This window comes from Bacillus sp. FSL M8-0166, assembly GCF_038008825.1.
GTDB classification, from domain to species: Bacteria; Bacillota; Bacilli; order Bacillales; family Bacillaceae; genus Bacillus; species Bacillus safensis.
In genome coordinates, this window is the sequence record NZ_JBBOZZ010000001.1 from 1871455 (window position 1) to 1892379 (window position 20925).

Annotated in this window: 21 protein-coding genes, 17 tRNA genes and 1 rRNA gene; 6 read left to right on the top strand and 33 right to left on the bottom strand. The window is 40.5% G+C overall.

The annotated features are described in order from the left end of the window. The first annotated feature begins 55 nt into the window (after window positions 1-55). A complete protein-coding gene (locus tag NSS92_RS09875; RefSeq protein WP_267585881.1) occupies window positions 56-652 on the top strand; it encodes a hypothetical protein in 597 nt (198 codons plus the stop codon). A 98-nt stretch (window positions 653-750) separates the two neighbouring features. Here the strand turns inward: NSS92_RS09875 and NSS92_RS09880 are convergent. From NSS92_RS09880 to NSS92_RS09935, 12 genes are all read right to left on the bottom strand, one after another. Further along, window positions 751-824 (bottom strand) — tRNA-Gly (locus NSS92_RS09880). A gap of 127 nt (window positions 825-951) precedes the next feature. After that, window positions 952-1608 carry a hypothetical protein gene (locus NSS92_RS09885; protein WP_267585880.1) on the bottom strand — a complete coding sequence of 219 codons (657 nt, stop codon included), beginning with the start codon at window positions 1606-1608 and terminating at the stop codon, window positions 952-954. 80 nt (window positions 1609-1688) lie between these two features. Further along, window positions 1689-1970 carry a hypothetical protein gene (locus NSS92_RS09890; protein WP_058014465.1) on the bottom strand — a complete coding sequence of 94 codons (282 nt, stop codon included), beginning with the start codon at window positions 1968-1970 and terminating at the stop codon, window positions 1689-1691. Beyond that, window positions 1967-2872, bottom strand: coding sequence for a PqqD family protein (locus tag NSS92_RS09895; RefSeq protein WP_340867595.1), 906 nt, complete (start codon window positions 2870-2872; stop codon window positions 1967-1969). Before NSS92_RS09895 ends, NSS92_RS09890 begins: the two co-directional genes overlap by 4 nt. Continuing rightward, window positions 2856-4322 carry a hypothetical protein gene (locus tag NSS92_RS09900; RefSeq protein ID WP_340867597.1) on the bottom strand — a complete coding sequence of 489 codons (1467 nt, stop codon included), beginning with the start codon at window positions 4320-4322 and terminating at the stop codon, window positions 2856-2858. Before NSS92_RS09900 ends, NSS92_RS09895 begins: the two co-directional genes overlap by 17 nt. Further along, window positions 4300-5046, bottom strand: coding sequence for an ABC transporter ATP-binding protein (locus tag NSS92_RS09905; protein ID WP_267585877.1), 747 nt, complete (start codon window positions 5044-5046; stop codon window positions 4300-4302). The genes NSS92_RS09900 and NSS92_RS09905 overlap by 23 nt, the downstream gene beginning before the upstream one ends. A 115-nt stretch (window positions 5047-5161) precedes the next feature. Beyond that, the gene (locus NSS92_RS09910) at window positions 5162-5374 is read right to left on the bottom strand and encodes a hypothetical protein (protein ID WP_003211695.1); all 213 of its coding nucleotides are present in this window, start codon (window positions 5372-5374) and stop codon (window positions 5162-5164) included. Window positions 5375-5915: 541 nt separating this feature from the next. After that, window positions 5916-7058, bottom strand: a complete 1143-nt coding sequence (ssuD, locus tag NSS92_RS09915) for an FMNH2-dependent alkanesulfonate monooxygenase (RefSeq protein ID WP_340867599.1) — start codon at window positions 7056-7058, stop codon at window positions 5916-5918. Between the two features lie 17 nt (window positions 7059-7075). After that, window positions 7076-7906 (bottom strand): ABC transporter permease, encoded by an 831-nt coding sequence (locus tag NSS92_RS09920; RefSeq protein WP_340867601.1) that lies wholly within the window; start codon window positions 7904-7906, stop codon window positions 7076-7078. After that, complete coding sequence (locus tag NSS92_RS09925) at window positions 7903-8880, bottom strand: aliphatic sulfonate ABC transporter substrate-binding protein (protein ID WP_445661653.1); 978 nt, start codon at window positions 8878-8880, stop codon at window positions 7903-7905. The genes NSS92_RS09920 and NSS92_RS09925 overlap by 4 nt, the downstream gene beginning before the upstream one ends. A 28-nt stretch (window positions 8881-8908) precedes the next feature. Beyond that, window positions 8909-9676, bottom strand: coding sequence for an ABC transporter ATP-binding protein (locus NSS92_RS09930; RefSeq protein ID WP_267585873.1), 768 nt, complete (start codon window positions 9674-9676; stop codon window positions 8909-8911). A 163-nt stretch (window positions 9677-9839) separates the two neighbouring features. Continuing rightward, on the bottom strand, window positions 9840-9995 hold the full coding sequence (locus NSS92_RS09935) for an FbpB family small basic protein (protein WP_048240183.1): 156 nt from the start codon (window positions 9993-9995) through the stop codon (window positions 9840-9842). 265 nt (window positions 9996-10260) lie between these two features. Between NSS92_RS09935 and NSS92_RS09940 the strand changes: the two genes are divergently transcribed. Continuing rightward, window positions 10261-11556, top strand: coding sequence for a homocysteine synthase (locus NSS92_RS09940; RefSeq protein WP_340867607.1), 1296 nt, complete (start codon window positions 10261-10263; stop codon window positions 11554-11556). 41 nt (window positions 11557-11597) lie between these two features. Here NSS92_RS09940 and lepB read toward each other — a convergent pair whose 3' ends face one another. Beyond that, entirely contained in the window at window positions 11598-12164 is a 567-nt protein-coding gene (lepB, locus tag NSS92_RS09945; protein WP_041116900.1) for a signal peptidase I, read from the bottom strand. A gap of 155 nt (window positions 12165-12319) precedes the next feature. Further along, window positions 12320-14263 (bottom strand): LTA synthase family protein, encoded by a 1944-nt coding sequence (locus NSS92_RS09950; protein WP_340867610.1) that lies wholly within the window; start codon window positions 14261-14263, stop codon window positions 12320-12322. Window positions 14264-14803: 540 nt separating this feature from the next. Here NSS92_RS09950 and NSS92_RS09955 point away from each other — a divergent pair. The 4 genes from NSS92_RS09955 to NSS92_RS09970 all read left to right on the top strand — a co-directional run bounded on the left by NSS92_RS09955 (window position 14804) and on the right by NSS92_RS09970 (window position 17329). Continuing rightward, entirely contained in the window at window positions 14804-15607 is an 804-nt protein-coding gene (locus NSS92_RS09955; RefSeq protein ID WP_340867612.1) for a DUF2262 domain-containing protein, read from the top strand. An 18-nt stretch (window positions 15608-15625) separates the two neighbouring features. Continuing rightward, window positions 15626-16315 (top strand): DUF1963 domain-containing protein, encoded by a 690-nt coding sequence (locus tag NSS92_RS09960; protein ID WP_340867614.1) that lies wholly within the window; start codon window positions 15626-15628, stop codon window positions 16313-16315. Window positions 16316-16526: 211 nt separating this feature from the next. Beyond that, complete coding sequence (locus NSS92_RS09965; RefSeq protein ID WP_087975674.1) at window positions 16527-16724, top strand: hypothetical protein; 198 nt, start codon at window positions 16527-16529, stop codon at window positions 16722-16724. A gap of 62 nt (window positions 16725-16786) precedes the next feature. Then, complete coding sequence (locus NSS92_RS09970) at window positions 16787-17329, top strand: histidine phosphatase family protein (RefSeq protein WP_267585867.1); 543 nt, start codon at window positions 16787-16789, stop codon at window positions 17327-17329. A gap of 32 nt (window positions 17330-17361) precedes the next feature. Here NSS92_RS09970 and NSS92_RS09975 read toward each other — a convergent pair whose 3' ends face one another. From NSS92_RS09975 to rrf, 19 genes are all read right to left on the bottom strand, one after another. Then, a complete protein-coding gene (locus tag NSS92_RS09975) occupies window positions 17362-18066 on the bottom strand; it encodes a hypothetical protein (RefSeq protein WP_267585866.1) in 705 nt (234 codons plus the stop codon). Between the two features lie 67 nt (window positions 18067-18133). After that, window positions 18134-18922, bottom strand: a complete 789-nt coding sequence (locus NSS92_RS09980; protein WP_340867618.1) for a phosphotransferase — start codon at window positions 18920-18922, stop codon at window positions 18134-18136. Window positions 18923-19248: 326 nt separating this feature from the next. Then, a tRNA-Leu gene (locus NSS92_RS09985) sits at window positions 19249-19330 on the bottom strand. Between the two features lie 36 nt (window positions 19331-19366). Beyond that, a tRNA-Leu gene (locus tag NSS92_RS09990) sits at window positions 19367-19455 on the bottom strand. A gap of 13 nt (window positions 19456-19468) precedes the next feature. Further along, window positions 19469-19539 (bottom strand) — tRNA-Cys (locus NSS92_RS09995). Window positions 19540-19544: 5 nt separating this feature from the next. Beyond that, window positions 19545-19619, bottom strand: a tRNA-Gly gene (locus tag NSS92_RS10000). A gap of 7 nt (window positions 19620-19626) precedes the next feature. Continuing rightward, a tRNA-Gln gene (locus tag NSS92_RS10005) sits at window positions 19627-19698 on the bottom strand. A 9-nt stretch (window positions 19699-19707) separates the two neighbouring features. Continuing rightward, a tRNA-His gene (locus tag NSS92_RS10010) sits at window positions 19708-19783 on the bottom strand. A 29-nt stretch (window positions 19784-19812) separates the two neighbouring features. Continuing rightward, a tRNA-Trp gene (locus tag NSS92_RS10015) sits at window positions 19813-19886 on the bottom strand. Between the two features lie 14 nt (window positions 19887-19900). After that, window positions 19901-19985: transfer RNA gene (locus NSS92_RS10020), tRNA-Tyr, on the bottom strand. 27 nt (window positions 19986-20012) lie between these two features. After that, window positions 20013-20085, bottom strand: a tRNA-Thr gene (locus NSS92_RS10025). A gap of 6 nt (window positions 20086-20091) precedes the next feature. After that, window positions 20092-20167: transfer RNA gene (locus tag NSS92_RS10030), tRNA-Phe, on the bottom strand. Between the two features lie 18 nt (window positions 20168-20185). Beyond that, a tRNA-Asp gene (locus tag NSS92_RS10035) sits at window positions 20186-20262 on the bottom strand. A 4-nt stretch (window positions 20263-20266) separates the two neighbouring features. Continuing rightward, window positions 20267-20343: transfer RNA gene (locus tag NSS92_RS10040), tRNA-Met, on the bottom strand. A gap of 15 nt (window positions 20344-20358) precedes the next feature. Next, window positions 20359-20434: transfer RNA gene (locus tag NSS92_RS10045), tRNA-Val, on the bottom strand. 33 nt (window positions 20435-20467) lie between these two features. Next, window positions 20468-20542, bottom strand: a tRNA-Glu gene (locus NSS92_RS10050). Between the two features lie 17 nt (window positions 20543-20559). Beyond that, window positions 20560-20650: transfer RNA gene (locus NSS92_RS10055), tRNA-Ser, on the bottom strand. A 4-nt stretch (window positions 20651-20654) separates the two neighbouring features. Continuing rightward, window positions 20655-20729 (bottom strand) — tRNA-Asn (locus NSS92_RS10060). Window positions 20730-20738: 9 nt separating this feature from the next. Next, window positions 20739-20854, bottom strand: a 5S ribosomal RNA gene (gene rrf, locus NSS92_RS10065). Between the last annotated feature and the right edge of the window lie 71 nt (window positions 20855-20925).

Below are 20925 nucleotides of genomic sequence, written 5' to 3' on the forward strand. Positions count from 1 at the left end.
TTCTGTTGTTTTCAGTATAATACGAGTGTATCATGACCGATTGGAGTGAGTCACTGTGAAGATACATATGGAAATTTCTCATCCTCAAAACCCGTCTATCCATGTTGGACAGATTGAATATTCGCATATTGAAGTTGGTACATCACCTCAAATGCTAAAAGGTCGCTTACGCCTGTTTCAAGAATCTTTATTTTTTGAATACGAAGATAAAGTCTTAGAAGAAGTACCAGCAATCAAAGAATGGACGGATCTTTTAAAAGACGTTCCTTTCCTTCCACTTCTTTCTGACATCCAAAAGGAACAATTTATTGACTCGACCAATTCCGTACAGGATTTGTCGATATTTTTCTCATTAAAATATTTCTTACCCATCCTGACATTAGATGCCGATCGCATCAAAGGACCGCTTTTACTGGCAAAACATGAGGCAGGTCACATCAAATGGCAGGACGGCGCAGGACTGAATGGATTATTTTCTCAAGCAAGTAAAGCACAAATTTCTCAAGACACAAAGAACATTCTTCAAATCATCCTTTTCCCGCCATCTATTTCCCGGGAAAAGAGTGAGGCTCTTATTCAATCCTTGACGAAGATGTTTGTACAAATACATGGCGGAGAAAGCAAATATGAACTCATTGAAAAAGCACTGTAGCCTGACAGTGCTTTTTCACATTATACTGACATAATAAAAAACGCAACACTTCGTTTATCTAAGAAACGAAATACTGCGTTATAAACAAAATTATGTATTGGAGCGGGTGATGAGAATCGAACTCACGACATCAGCTTGGAAGGCTGAGGTTTTACCACTAAACTACACCCGCATCAATCTTTTAAAAGCAACGTCATCGTGTTGACTTTTATTATGTTACAACTTTCTTAACAATTCGTCAAGAGAATATGAAGATTTTTCGTCAAAAAACTTCATATTCTCCGTATATATTACGATAGTTATTTATCTAGCTGGATATAAAATAAGTATGCATGTGACTTATTTTTCAGCGCTTGCTTTGGATTCTTCTCAATCTCTTCAAATATAGTTGAACCCCCGTCTTTCCCCATCGCCGCTGTATACGCAATCAGAGCCTTTCCTCCAGATGAGACTTTGACAGTTTCAGATTGTGCAGAAAATACATAGTCACTTACTTTGAATGGGAAGCTTGATGTCGCTTTCGTCATCCCATCATTCTTTTTATCTGACCAAATACTAAATTGTGATTCATATGTATCTTTCTCATGATGTAATTGAAGAAGGACGTTCACCGTTTGGTCGGTTCCATCCTGGTGTAAAGTAAAGGTAGCAGATGATGCTTCCTTATTCACTAATCGTCCATTTTTATAATGACTCCCGATAAACGTAATACTCTTTTCCTTCTTCGTTAATCCTTTCAGTGTCAGAGCCACCTTTTCATTAGTCGTTGTTGCTTCTAGTAAGTTTTTTTCTTTTTTTGAGAGTTTCATTTGTTCGATGGTTACTTGGTTTTTAGTGGCAGGTTCTTTTTTTATTGTCGAAACCGTCTTCTCGGTTGTCGTGGTTTCTTCGGCCTTCTCGCCGCATCCTGCTAATAGAAAAACTGTGAAGATAAGAATGCTCCATTTTTTAAACATTGAGTTCCCCTTTGATGTTTTTTATTTCTCATTATACTAAAATTTGGTTGATTATACAAAAAAAGATTAGGAGAATCCTCCTAACCTTTTGCTTTTTTCTGTTTCATGGCTGATAGGAATGCCACAATGAGAAAACTCGCAGCAAAAATCACAATCATATAAATAAAAAAGTTTGGCTTGATCTGAAAAGTAAATGCGGACGAGCCTTCCATCTCAAAAGCGAGACTGTTAAATAATAAAGCATCATTCGTTTTTGATTGAAATAAATGATAGAACAGTACGCCGATTGTCAGCATTGGAAAGCCTAAGAACCCCAGAAAACCACCAACTATCGCGCCTTGTTTCATCGCCTGTACGTTCATGATCGTTGTCCTCCCATTCCTCCAAGCAATAGCTGCTTCATAATGGACTTACCATCCCCCATAAACGGAAGAAGATAGAGTAATTGAATAAAATACGTGATTGAAAAAATGAAAAAAGCTGTCGAAACCGGGTTTTCTTTTAGAAATAAAACGGTCACAATGATGCCTGCTGCGCCAATCACACCGGGAACAAGCGGTCCAAGCAGCGTAATCCATACCTGCTTTTTCTGAAACGGATCTAATACGGGTCTTACAAATTTCACAGACATCATATCACTCGCAAAAAAGCCTTGAGGACCATCTCGCCCCGCAAATTTTCGATGTGCATAGCCATGTGCCGCCTCATGTAAGGCGGTTCCGGTAATTAATCCGAAATAAATAATCGTAAAATAAATCGTAATGGCTGCAATCGACGGATCAGGAATGAATAAAAAAGCGATCCCTGCCATGACCATGAAAAGCATCCAGAAAAAGATGATTTTACGCGTCACCATGAGCAAAGCCGTCCCAAAAATGTGAAGGAACGAGTGACCAGTACAATCAAATCGTTCCTTCATTTTGACTTGATACTGCTTGAAAAATTGGCAGCAGGCTGTCACAATCCGATATGGTGAATGATAATCAATAGACAGTAAGTGATGCTGATTCAATCCCATCATCAGCTGATAAAAGTCACGAGCAATCACCGACTCATCGACCTGAAACAAATCGGCGAGCTCTGCGGTAATACTCGCTTCTGTTCTTTTACCGTCCACTTTTGTTAACATATGATAGGCACTTTCATTGATCGGGAGTGTGCTTCCATACTGCGTATCCGTGAGATGCCTCTTTTGTAAGGTCACATACGGCGCTAGTGCCGGTACCCGCTCAATCTTTAGCTTATTGTTAAGAAGTTGAATCATGTGAATACCTCCATGAAAAACCTTTGTATATGGCAAAGACGAGCAGACACTCAAATGCAGCCACAAGCAGCCACTGAAGCGTTTGACTAGACGCCCCTATGACATAGTTTCCAATAAAAACAATCGGAATCATGAGTAAAATAAGCGCTCCAAATGAAAAAATGCCTGTGTATGGATTGTTTCGATCAAGAGGAAGTAAAATTCCTACCACATAAAAAAGCGCAGTGGCATTGCATAAGACAGCGGCACCAACCAACGCGTGCCAAATCTGATCAGGAAGCGTCAGCGTTGTCAGCATGAATAAAACAATTTGCAGTACACCAACGAGCAGAAGGCCGATAAACTTATACAAAGCCACTTCCCACGATCTCAGGCCAAATGTTTTATACATCCCCAGCATTCGTTTATCATTGCCAAACGAATTGAAGGCTGTTAATCCAGTAAGAGCGCATAGAACAAAAAATGCTTCTTCTTCAAAGCGGAATCCAAACTGATAACGGACGAATAAGATCACAATGAGGAGAATAAGAAAATTTAAAATATTTTCTTCATTTCGCACCTGTGACTTTATTTCCTTCACAATAAGTGACCACTTCTTTGAAGAAGAGAACGGCAGTTTGTGTAAAAAGGTTAACGCTTTTTTCTCTGCCATAATCGGCATCATCGCAAGAGAAAGAAATGCGCCGCCTGCCGATAAGAGGATGAGCAGAATCAAGATGGCATAATTTACCCCTTCAGGAGGCATTCCTTGTGCCGCTAGGAAAAACGGTGCTGTCAAATACATCAAATGATAATCAAACTGTATATATGATTGCTGAATTTGGCTAATATCAAAGTGCGTCAATCCATACGCCACAACCAGTGCCAATAAAACAAATATCGCTGCAAATTTTTGCAACGGTAATTTCAATTTCAGAACGAGCAAATAAGTGATATTGTAAATAAACTGCAGCAGCATTAAGACAAAAAGCGACTGCAAAAGCACCATCAAAAAGAAAGTGAAGATAAAGAAAATACCAATTCCCTGGGCAATAAAATTAGGTAAAAGCAGGATGCCGATAAAAAATAAAACAAGCCCTGCCACTACTGTCACCATCGGAATGAAGTATCCAAAACTTTTCTGAAAGGTAGAGAGCGGGAACCAGCTGAGCTGCATAGAAAACCGGTCTTGTTCAGGTGTTCTGACCTTGATCAAAACGAATAACAAGCTTGTAAAAATGGAGGCATTGATCGCCATTGACACGACGAGTAATCCGAGTGAACGTTCATCTCCATTTAAGAAAGCCTTCATAAAGACACCTGTAAAGCTGTATCCGATAATGGCTCCCATTGTGACGGCAAACAAAAAGAATAAGACCACAATGATCCGCTTCGTTTGAGTATCGAAGAGCTTATACATCTCCTGCTGCCACATTTTAAGCATCATTTTAGAAATGATTAATGATTTCATCAAAATGTGCACCCCTATCACTTAACATTGAAGCTTTCAGAAACACCTGTTCCAGTGTGCTTGATTGATACTTCTCCTTTAAGGCTGAGACCGTCCCTTCATCCATTTTATTTCCCTTAGAAATAATGGCGATTTTGTGGCACAGCTCTTCGGCTGAAAGCATATCATGCGTTGAAAGCAAGATCGCACCATGGTTCTCGGCATACCGCTTCATCAGTTTCTTTGTGTTTATAACCGCTTCAATATCAAGTCCTCTAAAGGGCTCATCCATAATCACCAATTGACTATCAAGCATAAATGCAGCAATCAGCTGTGTCTTTTTTTTCATACCATGTGAATAAGTTTCGATCGGTCTTGATAAGGCCGAGTCCATATCAAACAGTTCAATTAGTTGATTTCTTCTGTGAATTGTTTTACATTCATACATAGAAGAAACAAAATCTAAATATTCAGCACCAGTCAATGCTTCAGGGAGCAGCAGGTCATCTGGAACATAGGCTACTTGTTTTTTAAAGGATGGTTCATCATTTGTGACGTCCTGCAAGTGAATCCTTCCTTCTGTATGCTTAATGATGCCGAGTATACAGTTAATCATCGTTGTTTTACCCGAACCATTCGGTCCAGCAACAGCAACGATTTGATGAGGATCGATCTTTAAATGAAAATCATTGACAGCAGTCACGTTATTTTTATACGTCTTGGTTAAATTCTCGATCGTAAACATATAACCTCCAAGTGTCTGCATATTCTTTAAAAACAGATCAGACTAAACCGCCCGCCACAGACGGTTTAGCCCTGGTGTCTTATCTAAGAAGTAAAAAGATGAATCCTAAGTATAGCTACTTACATTCAATTTGGACTTTTAAGCCACTTTCCCACTGAACGGCTCCTGTAAAGCTACCCTTGCCGTTTGCTAAACACCAAACTGCTGCTCCTAGAACGACTGTTGCTCCCAATCCAAGAAGGACAGCAACAAATACTAAGAACCAAGCTTGGTCCATAATAGCAGGTTCCATAGTGGAATAGTCAACTTGCGGCGCTGCATAAGTCATACTTTTCACCTCCCAGCTTATGATGATCGTATCATAGGCGTCACACTCCAAACATCTACAGAACATCCCATTTTTGACCGAACATACATTTGATTAAAATGTGACTTTTTATTCAATTATTCACTTCCAACTGCTTAAACCCTCTCTTATTTACTAGATTTTGACACCCCATAAGAACCACAAAACCCATATAATGTCAATTGAACCATCTTTTTTCTTCCTTTTTTGAAATAGTTCATATTTATCATCTGTGATATTTATTCTTTCTTTTTTGTGAGATAGCAAGAATTCCCCCGATATATCAGATATAAAAGTCCTGATTATATGTCGTAATAAAGCCAATTATGAAATATTTACTGATAATTCCGATAAAAGAGTGGGTATATTTTCCTTCTTCTCTTGACTCTAAAAATATGTATATACAAGAAAATCGATTGGGAAAAAAGCCCTTATCTTTTTCAGCAACACACAACATATGGCTCGCTCCCTTTCTATGAAAAAAAGCAAAGCAGCCATCGCAGACTGCTTTGCTTTTTCATATTTATGAGGAACTAGCAGCAGAGGCTGCAGCTGGAAAATGATTGTTCCCAATGATTTCACCAGCTGGCACAGAGAGTCCTGTATCCCCTGATCTCTTGAATGGAAGGAGCGGGAAAACAAGCTCTGCTAAATAATAAGCTTCTTCTAGGTGCGGGTATCCAGAAAATATAAATGTATCAATGCCTAGAGACTGGTATTCTATGATACGATCTGCTACTGTTTGCGGATCTCCGACGAGTGCTGTTCCTGCACCGCCGCGTACTAAGCCAATGCCTGCCCAAAGATTTGGGCTGATTTCAAGTTTGTCTTTCCTCCCTTGGTGCAATTCCACCATTCGTCTTTGACCTACTGAGTCCATCCCCTGTAAAACTTTTTGCGCCTCATCAATTGTTTTTTGATCCAAATGACGAATCAGATGTTCCGCTGCCTGCCATGCCTCCTCTTCGGTATCTCTCACAATCACATGAAGGCGAATGCCAAACTTCACCGTTCTTCCTTCCTTTTCAGCCTGTTTCTTCACTTGTGCAATTTTCTCTTTTACTTGTGCAGGCGGTTCGCCCCAAGTTAAATAAACATCTGTATGCTTGGCGGCTGTTTGAATTCCTGCTGATGATGATCCGCCAAAAAAGACTGGTGGATGGGGTGTTTGAGCTGGTGGGAATAAAAGCCGGCCATTCTCTGCTTGTAGATGTTTGCCATGAAATTGTACATTTTCTCCTTTCAATAACCGCTTCCAAATCGTCAAAAACTCTTCTGTTGCCTCATAGCGTTCATCATGAGAAATGAAAAGCCCATCTCCTTCAAGCTCCTCTTTACTTCCCCCTGCTACCACATTAATCAGCAGTCTCCCGCCTGAAAGACGATCTAATGTAGAAGTCATTCTAGCAGCAACAGACGGCTGCATAAGCCCTGGTCTAAGAGCCACGAGGAACTTTAAATGAGTTGTTTCAGCAGCTAAAGCAGCTGCCGTCAGCCATGGATCTTCACATGATCTCCCAGTAGGCAGCAAGACCCCTGTATAACCAAGCTGATCAGCAGCTTGAGCAATTTGTTTAAAATATGGATAGTCTGCCTGTCTTGCCCCTTTTGCTGATCCTAAATAACGGCCGTCTCCATGCGTTGGAATAAACCATAAAATATTCATGACATCGCCCCCTGTTATTATTCACCTTGATAACTAGTGCGCCACTTGAGCAGACGCTTTTCTAACAGACGTACAAATGAATCTGTCAGCTTACCTACTACTGCAAAGATGATAATTCCTACAAACACTTTATCCGTTTGAGAGAATTGCCTTGCATCCATAATCATATAGCCGACGCCGTTGCTTGAACCCATCAATTCAGCTACCACTAGACCAAGCCAAGCAATTCCTAATGACAGCCTCACGCCCAGAAGAATATGAGGAAGAGCAGCCGGTAAAATCAGCTTTGTGATGCTTTGATACAGATTAAACTCTAAGGCGCGGGCCACATCAAACAGCTTATTATCTACACTGCGAATACCTAGAAACGTATTAATATAAATCGGAAAAAAAGCGCCAAGTGCAATCAATAAAATTTTCGCCGTTTCATCAAAGCCAAACCAAAGGATAAATAAAGGAGTGACCGCTAAATGTGGAACGGTTCTCAACATTTGCAACGTTGGATCTACATACTGCTCTGTTTTTTTAGAAAACCCTACGCATACGCCCAGCAAAAGACCTAAACCTCCCCCAAGTAAAAATCCACATATCGCTCGATAAAGGCTGATGTAAAGATGGCCAAACAGTTCACCAGAACGAAATAAATCTCGAAAAGATTCTGCAATCAAGACAGGCGCAGGAAGTACAGTGGAAGAAACGATTTGAGAACCAGCTATGATCTGCCAAACCGCAATAAGTAGAACAGGTAATACCAGTCCCTTTAACTTATATAAAGAAGAAGCTTTCCTCCTTTTTTTCTTTGTCCGCTCGATTTTAGATGCTAAAGCCGGATTCGAAATAGCTTTCATTCATCCATCTCCTCTTTCAGCATTTTTTCAATAAACGAATTATCTACAACCTGATTGACATCAATTTTCCGCTGGATCGCCTTTGTTTTATATTGAAAATCAGCGGTATGCTGCTGAGCATTGATGATCTTCTTCGAAATGGGCTTATTGAGTGATTCCGTATTGTTTAATACTTGTGTGACGACCTTCTTATCTAAATTTTTTAAACGCGCATATAGAGTAACAGCCTCTTCTGGATGTGCTTTCTGCCATTTCACCGCATGGTCATATACCTTCAAAAATTTAACTACTAGTTCAGGATGCTGGTCAGCAAACTGAGTTCGAACAAGTGTGAAACCTGGAGAATATAAATCGGTCGTTTCCCCATTCACCAACAGCTTTGCTCCTTTCTTTATCGTTTCAAGTGATAAGAACGGCTCCCAGATCGACCAAGCATCAACGGACCCATTTTCAAATGCTGATATCGCTTCATCTGGCTGAAGCTGAATGATCTGAACATCCTTCGCAGATAAACCCGCCTGATCTAATACTTTGTATAAAAAGTCAAAGCCACTGCTCCCTTTAGCGACAGCGATTTTTTTCCCTTTTAAGTCTTCTACTTTTTGAATCTCACTGTTCTTATTCACTAAAATACCGTTCGCTTTCAGCCCATCCTGAGATAAACCAATTTCCTTAAAATCAATACCTGCTGCCTGACCTGCTATGACAGGTGAGTTTCCAACTTGTGAAAAATCTAATTGATTTGCAGCAAGTCCTTCAAATTGGGGAGGACCACTTTGAAACTCCACCCACTTTACCTTCACTCCTTCTTTTTCAAATGATTGTTCAAACCACCCCTTTTCCTTTGCTAAAAGCAGCGAGCTCAAACTTTGCTGAATCCCAATCCGAATTTCTTTCACCTTGTTTTCCGAGCCGTCTGCTGCTTGATCACACCCTGCTAAAACAAGTAGAAAACTCAAAAAGATAACGATCATTTGTTTCTTTTTCATGCGATTTCCCTCCCTAAATCCCTGATCCATCGGTTAGTAACAATTCATCTGTTTTCTCAAATTCTGAAAGCACCTTTTGTCTTAAATGTTGAAAAGCGGTTGACGTTCTATCACGCGGAAAAGGTAGGTTCACAGGAAGAATCTTATGGATTCGGCCAGGTCTCGCTTGTAAGAGCACAATTTCATTTCCTAAATAAATCGATTCATCAATATCATGAGTTACGAGCATCATCGTTGTTTTTTTCTCCTGCCAAATGTCCAGCAGCACATCCTGCAAGTGTTTTCGTGTGAATGCATCCAGCGCACCAAATGGTTCATCAAGCAATAAGATCTCCGGATCACGAAGGAGTGCTCTCGCAATGGCAACCCGTTGTGACATTCCTCCTGAAAGCTCATGTGGATAAGCATGTTCAAATCCTTTTAATCGAACAATTTCAATCAATTCATCCACTTTACGGCGCACATCCTGTTGTTTTAAATTGAAATTGGCTGCTATGTTTTCTTCGACCGTCAGCCATGGAAACAGGCGGTGTTCCTGAAAGATAAAGCCTTGTTTCATTCCTGGTTCTGTGATCCATCTGTCTCCTATCAAAATTTGCCCATTATACGCTGTGTCGAGCCCGCCTATGATCTTTAGCAATGTACTTTTCCCGCATCCACTCGGACCTATCACTGTTACAAATTCACCGGGAATGATGCTCAATCTCAAGTCTTCAAGTACCCGAATGGTCTGTTTGTCTTTCCAAAACGATTTATCCACAATATCAATTGAAATCGTCATTGAAACCTCCACTCCTCTTGCGATCAGATAAATACACAGAAAGGCCCTTATCCCCAAAAAGAGATAAGAGCCTTCGTGTTGTCCGATCAGCTAATCATATTGATTTGTTAGCACCATCCTAAATCATACTAATCTTATAAATCAACTCAAATTTATAAAATAGTTATTTTGTCCTTGTATGCTTTTCATCGATTCGATCGTAAATCGCTTCTATTCGTTCCTTGTTACTGTAAATCTCATATTTGTTCCGCTCAATCAATATGTCTAGTGTGATATCCATGTGTTTTCTGTATTTTTTTCGTTTTTTCTTTTTTTCCATCTTCATCATCCTTTCTCATTCAAATAAAAAAAGGCTCTTCACTCATGCTTGAGTGATAGAGCCTTCGGTTGACCGATCAGCCATTCTTGTTCGTGTTTTCAGTATGCTCATGTTAATACACACTATTCCTACCTGTCAACTATATTTATTGTTTTTTCAGATTTATCTAAAAAATGATTGACCGAGCAGGGAACAAGATTTATAGTCTTATTAAATATTTCTTATCAAAACAGTTGGTTTTATCTAACAAAAGGAGGATACACACATGTCAGAAGAACGTCCATTTCGTTTAGAAACAAAAGCCATTCACGCAGGTCAGGAGCTTGATTCAGCAACCTATTCAAGAGCCGTGCCTATTTATCAAACAAGCTCCTTTGGTTTTAGAGATAGTGAGCATGCAGCGAATTTATTCGGTCTTCAGGAACCGGGAAATATTTATTCACGTATTATGAACCCTACAAATGACGTATTTGAAAAGCGTATCGCTGAGCTTGAAGGTGGAATTGGTGCACTTGCTGTTTCTTCTGGACAAGCAGCGACGACTTATTCTATTTTAAACATTGCAGGAGCTGGGGATGAAATCATTTCCTCAAGCAGTCTTTATGGCGGCACCTACAATTTATTTGCCCATACACTCAAAAAACTCGGAATTACTGTGAAATTTGTCGATTCATCCAACCTTGAAGAACTTGAAGCAGCGATTACAGACAAAACAAAGGCAGTGTATGCAGAGAGCATTGGGAATCCAAAAGGCGACATTTTACATATTGAAGCCATCTCAGCCATTGCACACAAGCACCATATTCCACTTATTGTGGACAATACACTCGCCAGCCCTTATTTATTAAGACCTATTGAGTTCGGTGCAGACATTGTCGTCCACTCAGCGACGAAATTTATTGGCGGTCATGGTACATCAATTGGCGGTGTCATCGTTGATAGCGGCAAATTCCCTTGGGCTGACAGTGATAAGTTCAAAGGGCTGACTGAACCAGACCCAAGTTATCACGGGCTGACATATACAGAAGCGATTGGAGAAGCAGCTTATATCACAAAAGCACGAGTACAGCTCTTACGTGATTTAGGGGCCGCCCTGTCGCCATTCAACTCATTTTTACTTCTGCAAGGCTTAGAAACATTACACCTTCGTCTTGAGCGTCATAGTGAAAATGCGTTAAAAACAGCACAATTCTTACAGGATCACCCTCTTGTCGATTGGGTAAGCTATCCGGGTCTTGAAAGTCACGAATCCTATGAGCTTGCTCAAACATATTTACCAAAGGGACAAGGTGCAATCCTCACATTCGGTATTAGAGGCGGGCGAGAAGCAGGTAAAAAGCTCATTGATTCCGTGCAGCTTTTCTCCCATCTCGCAAACGTGGGCGATTCTAAATCCTTAATCATTCATCCTGCCAGCACAACGCATCAGCAATTAAGCGAGGCAGAACAAAAAGCTACAGGTGTCACACCAGAGCTCATTCGTTTATCTGTTGGCACAGAAGCGATTGAAGATATTCTTGCAGATCTTGAACAGGCAATTACAAAAAGTCAGTCTGAATGACATAGAAAAAAGCACACGGCCGTGTGCTTTTTTATTGTTTATTAATGATTGAGTAATCGAATGTCTTGGAAAGGATAAAATACAAATGAGGTAGTTCCTTGAATATCACGCTTTGTAAAAAGACCTAAGCCGTTGCGGCTGTCCATTGAATTTTGGCGATTGTCCCCCATGACAAAGTACTTTCCTTTTGGAACAGTCAGAGGGCCAAAATCAGGTGTCAGCAAGGTGCCATCTGCAGCTGCTTTCTTTTTGTTTGACGCTAAGTAAGGCTCCGCCACTTTTTTTCCATTAACATATAACTGATCATTCTTCATTTCAATTTTATCACCAGGTAAACCAATCAATCGTTTGACATAATGGGTGCTGCGGTCTTCCCCATCAAGAACAATGATCTGTCCCCGTTTATAATCACCGAAATAATCAACTGTTTTATTCACAAACACCCGCTCTGTGTTATGCAGTGTTGGGTCCATAGAAGTCCCTTTCACAATGTACGGCGCAAATAAAAAGTTCCGAATGATAAAAACAGCAATAAATGCGATTAAGATGGCTTTGATCCAGCCCCATAATTCTGATTTCTTTTTTTGTGTTTTTGTATTTGTTGTCATAAGCTCCTCCTGAATTCCCCAAGGACGAAATGTGTGTCACCAGCTGCCAGCCGGCATCACGCTTGTTTCTTCCTAAATATAAACATATTTTGCCAACAAATCAAGCAATGAGAGAGAAAAAGGCAAGCACCTTTCTGTGCTTGCCCAAAACTCAGTTAGTTAGCAGAAGAATCCGCTTCTTTTTCTTTGTTTGCTTTACCATAGAAATAATCCGATGGATTCACTGGTTTGAAATCAGATAACTTATGGAATCGAAGAAGATCCCTATAGAGCACTTTATCTGAAAGACTTAACTGATTATCAACACGGGCTTTAACCGCCTCTGTCTCTTTATTTTGTTTCACCACTTTACCCGTTTTCGTATCATAAACGGTATTATCGACAAGTGTGTATTTCGGTGTCACATAGTTTCCATTACGGAAGGCAACGGTCTGATCATGCTTTTTAGAGAATAGGTCTGTTCCAAAATTCACGAATTCATTTGAATCGATACCTTGTAAGTGAAGAAGTGTTGGCATAACGTCGACTTCACCACCATACGTATGGTTCACGCCGCCCTTCTTACCAGGAATACGTATCATAAGCGGAACACGCTGGTTTTGTGCATTTTGATAAGGAGTGATTTCTTTCCCTTGAATTTCACTCATTGCACGGTTATGGTTCTCAGAAATACCGTTATGATCACCATATAATAAAATGACTGAGTCTTTATACATACCTGATTTTTTCAAGTCTTTGAAGAATTGCTCTAATGACTCATCTAAATATCTTGCTGTTTGGAAATAGTTATCGACTGTTTTATCGCCCGTTGTTGCCTTAGCGATTGTCGCATCTTTTTCATCTAAATTAAATGGATAATGATTTGTCAGCGTCATTAAATGTGCATAAAATGGCTTTTTCATTGATTCTAGCATTGGGATTGATTCTTTGAAGAACGGTTTATCCTTCAGCCCCATATTCACAAGGTTTTCTTCATCCATATTGTAATAGGAAGCATCAAAGAATTGATCAATTCCCATATGTTTATAAATCGTGTCACGGTTCCAGAAAGATTTATAGTCGCCGTGAAGCACTGCACTCGTATAGCCTGCTTTTTGATCTAGGATGGCAGGTAGTGATTGGAAGGTATTTTCACCTTTTGTCACAAATGCTGCTCCCTCTGGCAAGCCAAACATACTATTATCCATCATCAGCTCAGCATCTGATGTCTTCCCTTGACCAGTCTGATGGAAGAAGTTATCAAAATACGTAAAATCATCTTTCCCGTGAGCCAGTTTGTTTAAAAATGGAGTCACTTCTTCTCCATTTAATTTGTAGTCAATTAAGAAAGACTGGAAGCTTTCTAAATGAATTTTAATAATGTTTTTGCCTTTTGCTTTCCCAAAATACTCTGCATTTGGCTTCGCATAGTGAGAAGACGTATAGTTCACAACATCCGTTAAATCTTCACTGCTTGCATTTGCTACCTGTGTTGCGTTTTGTGCTGCCTGTACCCCGTCATAAATCGTATAATTATAAACACCTAAGTATTTGACAACATACTTATGATCAAAGGTTCTCGTTAATAATTCTGGACGGTCCTTTTCAGCCAAATGAAGGTTTACAAAGAACAGTCCAATACCTGCAGCTACAATCAGCAGTGCAAACGTCTTTTTCATTTGGAACTTCTTCACTTCTGGTCTCCAAATGACAATGGCAATCAAGATGATAATATCAAGGAAGTATAAAAGGTCATGCGGTTTAATGCTTGCTAACACACCGCCAGTCATACCTCCCCCAAGATTTCCTGCCTGCTTCATTGTTGAGAAAGTCAAAAAGTCATCAAAGAAACGGTAATACGCTACATTTGCATATAAAAGTGCGGTCATAATAAAATCAATAACAATTAAAACAATGGCAGATTTACGCCCCTTCAAAAAGAGAGCAAGTCCAAAAAACACAATGGCTGAACTAAATGGATTTAATAAGAGAAGCCCCTCTTGAAAAGAACCTTTTACTCCTAAATTAAAGTCCATTTTGTAGGCTGTGTACGATTTTGCCCAGAATAAAAGGACAGCCAAAACAAAAAAGCTATATTTGTTTGCAAATATTTTTTTCATAAAACCTCTTCTTTCTTATCATCGTTCTGATATAAATGAAATCATAAAAAATTTACATTCATTTTGCAAATGTAAATCTTCTTCACCAAGCATGCCGATGCTCTGTCTCCGCCGGATACATGCGCTCCTTTAATATAACGAATGAGAGGCATCATAAGTTTCAAAAAAAATACGAGTAAATAAAAGGAAAAATATCCATTTACATTAAATTTACGCATACTTCATTTTTAGTGGATGAAGAAGGTTTTGTAAATCACTCAGTATTACTTTACTTTTTTCATCTATTCGTGTCAAAGTAATTATAAAGAAAAGGAAGAATAACCTAGGCTTTTCGACTCACTCACCCAAATTTATACAAAATTCGAGCCATGCTTCTTTTATTGTGACTCAACCTCCATTAATCCATGTACCTCCCTAAAAAAACAGTTTTAAACAAAAAAAGCTTGATTTCCCCTGCTGATGTGCGGTGTGATAAAGAGGTAGAACTTGATCACAACACTTATATGTTCATGACAAAAAAATCAGGCTGGAGGACATCACATGAAGATGAACAAACAAATCAACACTTTTGAAGAAAGATTTTCAGAAGATATAGTCACTATCATTGCTGTTACAGGACCTTCTGGCGTAGGTGCAGGGAAAGCAGGCCAGGTACCTCTTTGGACCGCTTCTATTCCACTGATTGCTTGGAAAGAAAACGGCCATATCACAACCGAAAATATAAGACTTTGCTGGCTAACAGATGACGAGGGATTAAGGGAAAAACAGGCACAATTACATAAAGAATCAATCGTTACACTTCAGGTTCGAAAAGGTGAAGGTGAATTCATGCTTGTATCTTTGATCGATACAGATACAAAGGATCAAGCGCTTCAAGAAATCTTAGAAGAAGCCCAAAAGCCTGTGTTTTATCATGATGACACACTTGGCACCTTTGAGTTAGTAAAAGGACTAGACTTATTTGAAAAGACAATCCAATGGAGCAATGAAGAGTGCCTTCTCTACTTCAACCTCGAAGAAGATGAAAAAATAAAGGACTCTCTTCAAACAGCAAACCAACTCATGCAAGAGCAAGCCAAATGGGATTCTTCTATTAAATCATTTGCCGCGAATCAGCTGATAGATCTAGCAAAAGATTGGCAGGAACAAGACGAATCAGCTGAAAAGCAAGAAGAACTCACACTGAATCAATTTATGAGCCGCATTTCACTTGAAAGCCTGCATGTTTACCCTGAGGGAGAGTTTGAAGTCTACTATCATGACGGTGATTTATTTTGGGGACATGTCATTATTATCACAGGAAATATAAATGGCACATTTCAAGATGCACACATTGCAGGCTAAAGGCTGGAGGGACAATCCATGGAGATCAAAGCTTTTCACGAATTAAATCTAATTGGGAAAACGCCAGCCATCGCCAAAATTGGCGGCTTCCGTCCTAATCCAGCTGTACACAGCTGGTTTGCCGGTCATTTTTTCATCGATCGTAATCAAGGCTGGCCGACAGATCAAGATGGGGCCATGATTCCGATTTTACAAATTTATTTACCAGAAGTGCCAGGAGGATTGAGCGGCTTCAATGAATGTAAGATGATTCAAATTTTTCTCAACCAAAAAGCACTTCCGATTGATATGACCAAAAACGGCGAAGGCTGGAAGCTCATTGAATATTCAACAATCGAAGAATTAGAGGTAGTTGAAACTCCTGAAGAAGTGAGAGGACTCAAACCCTTTCAAATCCAATGGAACGAAAGTGAGCAAAGGGATTTCCCTTGCTGGGAAGAAGCATGGTCATATGTGGATCTAACAGAAGTAAACGAAAGTGAAGAAGCGACAAACCACTTCTTTCATCAATACACAAATTATTCGTTCACAAAAATCGGTGGATATGGGGCATATATTCAATCCCCACCCCATCAACAACAAGGCGAATTCATGCTGCAAATCGCCTCAGAAGAAAAACCTCGTTTCATGATTGGTGATAACGGCACGATGTATTTCTATTATGATAAAGAATCAAAAGAATGGTTTATGCACTGGGATTGTTTTTAAATGTTATTGAATGAAATACAACTTAAGATGCGAACGTAAATTACTACAAGCATTACAACGTGCAGTGTAAACTGACAACAAGAGCCGCACTTTCCTGTGGCTCTTGTTTATCAATTGAATCGTTCCTTTTGAAGAAAACATTTGACGCCTGGACAACTCTCCCCGTATATTATGTATAAATCCATCTTTTTCAAAGAAAAGGGGGCCTCACATGCGCTTATTTAAGAACTGGAGAAAAAAACAGCCTGCACAGCAAGTCACTTCAGAAAAGCAAGAAGACAGCATCCCAATCAACTTCTCCACACTTCCCTTTGGTACAGACACCGTCGATGATTTTTTGTTTAACCTAGACCTGACCTCTAAGCTCACAGATCCCTATAAAGAAACAGACACAAACAAGCTTACCTAGACCTTCGTAAATCCTCATCCAATACTGGATGATTTTTTTATACTCAATGAAAGGTGTATCCAATGAAAACATATTATATCGTCAGACACTGCCAAGCAGATGGACAATCTAAAGATGCAGCATTAACGCCACAAGGCATCACTCAATCTTACGAACTTGCACAGTTTTTTTCCAGCATTCATCTCAATCAGATTATCTCAAGTCCTTATAAACGAGCGATCCAAACTACTGAGCCCCTTGCTCATGCAAAACAGCTCGAGATAAAAATCGATCAACGCCTCTCTGAACGTGTATTAAGCAGTAAGCCAATAGACAATTGGTATGAGAAGCTAAAGCTCAGTTTTACAGACTTACATATGACCTGTGAAGGCGGTGAATCGAGCCAAGAAGCCATGAATCGTATTGTAGAAGCACTCTACGAACACATAAAATTAGAAAAAGATCATACCCTATTCGTCACACATGGCAATATCATGAGCCTGCTTCTTAAACACGCCGATCCAACGATTGGATTCGAGGAGTGGGAGAAATTAAGCAATCCAGATGTCTTTATCCTGAAATATTTTAGTAAAGATCATATAGAAACAAAGCGAATATGGCAATAAAAAACGGCAGAATGAACTCTGCGTTTTCTCATCTATTGCTGATAATAAAATGCCTCTACCCACTCATACGGTTTCTTACGCTCCGCACACCATTTCATAAAGCCTCTTGTCTCCGTCTGCTGAAACGCCATCCAGTCCGTTAAAAGCTGGCCATAATAGACGGCTTGTTTTTGAACATTGGTACGAGTTCTTTTATCTTGAATCAGCATCAAAACATTTTCAATCCCTTGAATTCTCTCTTGATCTTTCTCATAGGTGCTTAAATAAAGATCTTCATGTATATGATGAAACGAATACCACAAGGCCGATAAATAGATTTCACAAATTTGAACAATCACACGCTGTTCCTTGCTGCCCCCAAGCTCTAGTGCCTTCAATAAATGAGGCAGCCCTTCTCCCTGATGCACAAACAAGCCCTGCCAGCGATACGGTCTCACATCCATAGGATCAACATTCTCCCACGTTTGAAAAACAGGCTGGATCACCCCATTTACCAGCGGATACACAAGCAGATGATGACCATCCTCAAACCGTTCAATCCACTCAAACAGCCAAGCAGTAAATTCACGCTGTACTTCAAAATCGTTCTCTTTCATCTCTTCAATAAAGGCCTGAAGAACTTTTAGCGCATCTTTACGCAGGCCCTGTTCTTTTCTCACACAGTACTGTCTAAAAAGAGGATAATCATTTACTCCCTCGTCTTGAATGATTGTCTTTAATATCGTCTTCGTTTGCATGATCACAACGCCGCCTCTTTACATTCATTCTTTTTTCTTTGTTTTTCTTATTTAAAGGTAAGCAGTTTTACATCCATTCTTTTCTATGTTCATGAATAAATTGAATGTCTTTTTGATAATGTTCAAGATGTCCTTCTTGGATCATGTTTTGAAAAGCGATATCACCCTCACTCGCTTTTCGTTTCATATACTGACATAATCCTTCTAAACGCAGCAGTACCATCTCCAAATAATCTTCTGCTATTTCCTCACCATAAGCTTCAAAAAATAGTTTGACTCTATACTTTATCTGGTCTGCATGGTCTAATGAAAGATAATTCACGACCTCCCCTGTTTCAGTGCGAAAAAATCTACTGAGAGGCACACATGTATAAAGGGTATAAGCGATATCCCAAAGTCTTGGACCAGGAGCAGCTACATCAAAATCAATGATTCCCACTGGCTTTTTATCTTTGAAAATGATGTTGTACATCGCAAAATCATTATGGCAAACAACCTCTATGTTGTTAGGCGTATTGTCCATTCGTTCCCAATCATCTGAAATGGGGAAGTCCTGAACAGCATCATGATAAAGCCTTAGCATATTCGCAATTTCTTTTAAGACATCAGGAGAGCACATGTATTCTTTTAAAGGATCATGACCGGCTACGCCTTCAATAAAGGACAATACCTCTCTACCTCGTTCATCAACTCCTAAATACTTTGGAGCATAGTGAAAGTTCTTATTTTCCAAATGCTTTAGCAGCTTCTGTACATTGATGTTGTCTGACTTTACTTCTCGACGAACCGTATCTCCCGAACGATATACGTTCGAGACATTTCCACCTGTCAATAACTCCTCATGATCATTTTTCATAAATTCTCCCCTCAAGCTGGGTCACAATGATGATGTCAGCTAAAGATGTGTATGTACCCACAAATATTCATTTAGTTACACAAAGATGGTTCACTGTTTTATGTGAATGCGCTACTCCATTTTTGTTTCCTTACATGGTTAAATGTATCGTACCAAATGTTACAAAACAACTAAAGATTATACTGTTAACAGTAGTACATGCTCATTCTATTCTAATAGGTTTCTATTTTTATCTAAATAACTCATTTAAACCACAAAAAAACGTTTCACCACGAGGGTGAAACGTTAGGTTGACGGTAAAAACCGATCATGAAACTTTTAATAGATACCGGTGGCCGGGGTCGAACCGGCACTCCGTGAGGAACACGATTTTGAGTCGTGCGCGTCTGCCAATTCCGCCACACCGGCATGATCATTAAAGAGCGCAACTTATATTAAAAAACATGGTGCCGAGGGCCGGACTTGAACCGGCACGGTAGTCACCTACCGCAGGATTTTAAGTCCTGTGTGTCTGCCAATTCCACCACCCCGGCAGTCTTTTCAAAAAGGCGACACCCGGATTTGAACCGGGGATAAAGGTTTTGCAGACCTCTGCCTTACCACTTGGCTATGCCGCCATTATTGGAGCGGAAGACGGGATTCGAACCCGCGACCCCCACCTTGGCAAGGTGGTGTTCTACCACTGAACTACTTCCGCACATCAACTGGGCTAGCTGGATTCGAACCAACGCATGACGGAGTCAAAGTCCGTTGCCTTACCGCTTGGCTATAGCCCAATAATAAAATGGGGCGATTGATGGGAATCGAACCCACGAGTGCCAGAGCCACAATCTGGTGCGTTAACCACTTCGCCACAACCGCCATAGATGTAATGAATTATAAAGTATAATTGGCAGGGGCAGTAGGAATCGAACCCACACCGGAGGTTTTGGAGACCTCTGTTCTACCTTTAAACTATGCCCCTATGAAAATAAAAAATGGTGGAGGGGGGCGGATTCGAACCGCCGAACCCGGAGGGAGCGGATTTACAGTCCGCCGCGTTTAGCCACTTCGCTACCCCTCCACATATGGAAATAAAAAGAAAAAACAGTGCCGGCAAGAGGACTTGAACCCCCAACCTACTGATTACAAGTCAGTTGCTCTACCAGTTGAGCTACACCGGCAAATAGTGGTGGCTCGGGACGGAATCGAACCGCCGACACACGGATTTTCAGTCCGTTGCTCTACCAACTGAGCTACCGAGCCAAGTATTCTTTTGAAAAATGGCGGTCCGGACGGGACTCGAACCCGCGACCTCCTGCGTGACAGGCAGGCATTCTAACCAACTGAACTACCGGACCATTTTGGTTGCGGGGGCAGGATTTGAACCTGCGACCTTCGGGTTATGAGCCCGACGAGCTACCGAACTGCTCCACCCCGCGACGATATAAAAGATATGGTGGAGGATGACGGGCTCGAACCGCCGACCCTCTGCTTGTAAGGCAGATGCTCTCCCAGCTGAGCTAATCCTCCGAATAAAAAATGCTGGTGTATATTCTATAAAAATGGTGACCCGTACGGGATTCGAACCCGTGTTACCGCCGTGAAAGGGCGGTGTCTTAACCGCTTGACCAACGGGCCCTTTATTATGTAAATTGTGGCGGAGAGCAAGGGATTCGAACCCTTGAGACGGGGTTACCGCCTACACGATTTCCAATCGTGCTCCTTCGGCCACTCGGACAGCTCTCCAAATTGGCTCCGCAGGTAGGATTCGAACCTACGACCGATCGGTTAACAGCCGATAGCTCTACCACTGAGCTACTGCGGAATGAAGAAAGCCTGGCGATGTCCTACTCTCACAGGGGGAAACCCCCAACTACCATCGGCGCTGAAGAGCTTAACTTCCGTGTTCGGTATGGGAACGGGTGTGACCTCTTCGCCATCATCACCAGACAATTTAGTGACAAAAGATATTATACTATGTATTCAAAATAAATCAAGAGATATTTTAAAAATGTTCTCTC

Bases quoted from the DNA above. Each gene is read 5' to 3' on its own strand.
- NSS92_RS09885 (WP_267585880.1), bottom strand. From the start codon at position 1,608: ATGTTTAAAAAATGGAGCATTCTTATCTTCACAGTTTTTCTATTAGCA.
- NSS92_RS09890 (WP_058014465.1), bottom strand. From the start codon at position 1,970: ATGAACGTACAGGCGATGAAACAAGGCGCGATAGTTGGTGGTTTTCTG.
- NSS92_RS09895 (WP_340867595.1), bottom strand. From the start codon at position 2,872: ATGATTCAACTTCTTAACAATAAGCTAAAGATTGAGCGGGTACCGGCA.
- NSS92_RS09900 (WP_340867597.1), bottom strand. From the start codon at position 4,322: ATGAAATCATTAATCATTTCTAAAATGATGCTTAAAATGTGGCAGCAG.
- NSS92_RS09905 (WP_267585877.1), bottom strand. From the start codon at position 5,046: ATGTTTACGATCGAGAATTTAACCAAGACGTATAAAAATAACGTGACT.
- NSS92_RS09910 (WP_003211695.1), bottom strand. From the start codon at position 5,374: ATGACTTATGCAGCGCCGCAAGTTGACTATTCCACTATGGAACCTGCT.
- ssuD (WP_340867599.1), bottom strand. From the start codon at position 7,058: ATGAATATTTTATGGTTTATTCCAACGCATGGAGACGGCCGTTATTTA.
- NSS92_RS09920 (WP_340867601.1), bottom strand. From the start codon at position 7,906: ATGAAAGCTATTTCGAATCCGGCTTTAGCATCTAAAATCGAGCGGACA.
- NSS92_RS09925 (WP_445661653.1), bottom strand. From the start codon at position 8,880: ATGATCGTTATCTTTTTGAGTTTTCTACTTGTTTTAGCAGGGTGTGAT.
- NSS92_RS09930 (WP_267585873.1), bottom strand. From the start codon at position 9,676: ATGACGATTTCAATTGATATTGTGGATAAATCGTTTTGGAAAGACAAA.
- NSS92_RS09935 (WP_048240183.1), bottom strand. From the start codon at position 9,995: ATGGAAAAAAAGAAAAAACGAAAAAAATACAGAAAACACATGGATATC.
- NSS92_RS09940 (WP_340867607.1), top strand. From the start codon at position 10,261: ATGTCAGAAGAACGTCCATTTCGTTTAGAAACAAAAGCCATTCACGCA.
- lepB (WP_041116900.1), bottom strand. From the start codon at position 12,164: ATGACAACAAATACAAAAACACAAAAAAAGAAATCAGAATTATGGGGC.
- NSS92_RS09950 (WP_340867610.1), bottom strand. From the start codon at position 14,263: ATGAAAAAAATATTTGCAAACAAATATAGCTTTTTTGTTTTGGCTGTC.
- NSS92_RS09955 (WP_340867612.1), top strand. From the start codon at position 14,804: ATGAAGATGAACAAACAAATCAACACTTTTGAAGAAAGATTTTCAGAA.
- NSS92_RS09960 (WP_340867614.1), top strand. From the start codon at position 15,626: ATGGAGATCAAAGCTTTTCACGAATTAAATCTAATTGGGAAAACGCCA.
- NSS92_RS09965 (WP_087975674.1), top strand. From the start codon at position 16,527: ATGCGCTTATTTAAGAACTGGAGAAAAAAACAGCCTGCACAGCAAGTC.
- NSS92_RS09970 (WP_267585867.1), top strand. From the start codon at position 16,787: ATGAAAACATATTATATCGTCAGACACTGCCAAGCAGATGGACAATCT.
- NSS92_RS09975 (WP_267585866.1), bottom strand. From the start codon at position 18,066: ATGCAAACGAAGACGATATTAAAGACAATCATTCAAGACGAGGGAGTA.
- NSS92_RS09980 (WP_340867618.1), bottom strand. From the start codon at position 18,922: ATGAAAAATGATCATGAGGAGTTATTGACAGGTGGAAATGTCTCGAAC.